We start from the raw sequence: 2,500 nt of genomic DNA on the forward strand, positions 1-2,500 counted from the left end.
AAACTTTCTCGCAGGCAAAACAAAACCCCAACTGCTTTCGCAATTGGGGTTTCGGAATTTAATCTTGACGATGACCTACTCTCACATGGGGAAACCCCACACTACCATCGGCGATGCATCGTTTCACTGCTGAGTTCGGGATGGGATCAGGTGGTTCCAACGCTCTATGGTCGTCAAGAAATTCGGGTACTGACTCGTGACCAGATGGTCTCGCTTCAGCAAATTGGGTATGTGACAGCTGGTGTTTGTGCGTTTCGAACTTTCGGTTCGTTTCGTCTTCACACACCGCAATCTGGCGCCTTCTCAGGTCAGCAAATTGCTTGGGTGTTATATGGTCAAGCCTCACGGGCAATTAGTATTGGTTAGCTCAACGCCTCACAGCGCTTACACACCCAACCTATCAACGTCGTAGTCTTCGACGGCCCTTCAGGGAACTCAAGGTTCCAGTGAGATCTCATCTTGAGGCAAGTTTCCCGCTTAGATGCTTTCAGCGGTTATCTTTCCCGAACATAGCTACCCGGCAATGCCACTGGCGTGACAACCGGAACACCAGAGGTTCGTCCACTCCGGTCCTCTCGTACTAGGAGCAGCCCCTCTCAAATCTCAAACGTCCACGGCAGATAGGGACCGAACTGTCTCACGACGTTCTAAACCCAGCTCGCGTACCACTTTAAATGGCGAACAGCCATACCCTTGGGACCGGCTTCAGCCCCAGGATGTGATGAGCCGACATCGAGGTGCCAAACACCGCCGTCGATATGAACTCTTGGGCGGTATCAGCCTGTTATCCCCGGAGTACCTTTTATCCGTTGAGCGATGGCCCTTCCATACAGAACCACCGGATCACTAAGACCTACTTTCGTACCTGCTCGACGTGTCTGTCTCGCAGTCAAGCGCGCTTTTGCCTTTATACTCTACGACCGATTTCCGACCGGTCTGAGCGCACCTTCGTACTCCTCCGTTACTCTTTAGGAGGAGACCGCCCCAGTCAAACTACCCACCATACACTGTCCTCGATCCGGATAACGGACCTGAGTTAGAACCTCAAAGTTGCCAGGGTGGTATTTCAAGGATGGCTCCACGCGAACTGGCGTCCACGCTTCAAAGCCTCCCACCTATCCTACACAAGCAAATTCAAAGTCCAGTGCAAAGCTATAGTAAAGGTTCACGGGGTCTTTCCGTCTAGCCGCGGATACACTGCATCTTCACAGCGATTTCAATTTCACTGAGTCTCGGGTGGAGACAGCGCCGCCATCGTTACGCCATTCGTGCAGGTCGGAACTTACCCGACAAGGAATTTCGCTACCTTAGGACCGTTATAGTTACGGCCGCCGTTTACCGGGGCTTCGATCAAGAGCTTCGCGTTAGCTAACCCCATCAATTAACCTTCCGGCACCGGGCAGGCGTCACACCCTATACGTCCACTTTCGTGTTTGCAGAGTGCTGTGTTTTTAATAAACAGTCGCAGCGGCCTGGTATCTTCGACCGGCATGAGCTTACGGAGCAAGTCCTTCACCCTCACCGGCGCACCTTCTCCCGAAGTTACGGTGCCATTTTGCCTAGTTCCTTCACCCGAGTTCTCTCAAGCGCCTTGGTATTCTCTACCCAACCACCTGTGTCGGTTTGGGGTACGGTTCCTGGTTACCTGAAGCTTAGAAGCTTTTCTTGGAAGCATGGCATCAACCACTTCGTCACCCAAAGGGTAACTCGTCATCAGCTCTCGGCCTTGAGATCCCGGATTTACCTAAGATCTCAGCCTACCACCTTAAACTTGGACAACCAACGCCAAGCTGGCCTAGCCTTCTCCGTCCCTCCATCGCAATAACCAGAAGTACAGGAATATTAACCTGTTTTCCATCGACTACGCTTTTCAGCCTCGCCTTAGGGACCGACTAACCCTGCGTCGATTAACGTTGCGCAGGAAACCTTGGTCTTTCGGCGTGGGTGTTTTTCACACCCATTGTCGTTACTCATGTCAGCATTCGCACTTCTGATACCTCCAGCAAGCTTCTCAACTCACCTTCACAGGCTTACAGAACGCTCCTCTACCGCATCACCCGAAGGTGATACCCGTAGCTTCGGTGTATGGTTTGAGCCCCGTTACATCTTCCGCGCAGGCCGACTCGACTAGTGAGCTATTACGCTTTCTTTAAAGGGTGGCTGCTTCTAAGCCAACCTCCTAGCTGTCTAAGCCTTCCCACATCGTTTCCCACTTAACCATAACTTTGGGACCTTAGCTGACGGTCTGGGTTGTTTCCCTTTTCACGACGGACGTTAGCACCCGCCGTGTGTCTCCCATGCTCGGCACTTGTAGGTATTCGGAGTTTGCATCGGTTTGGTAAGTCGGGATGACCCCCTAGCCGAAACAGTGCTCTACCCCCTACAGTGATACATGAGGCGCTACCTAAATAGCTTTCGAGGAGAACCAGCTATCTCCGAGCTTGATTAGCCTTTCACTCCGATCCACAGGTCATCCGCTAACTTTTCAACGGTAGTCGGT

The 2,500-nt window shown here is 52.2% G+C and carries 2 rRNA genes (1 of these 2 cut by a window edge); both read right to left on the reverse strand.

From position 1 onward, the window contains the following. Positions 1 to 62: 62 nt before the first annotated feature. A 5S ribosomal RNA gene (gene rrf, locus ACZ0AZ_RS00005) occupies positions 63 to 178 on the reverse strand. A gap of 153 nt (positions 179 to 331) precedes the next feature. After that, positions 332 to 2,500, reverse strand: a 23S ribosomal RNA gene (locus ACZ0AZ_RS00010); it runs 725 nt beyond the window's last position.

The sequence above is a fragment of the Pseudomonas sp. AC239 genome, assembly GCF_979258545.1.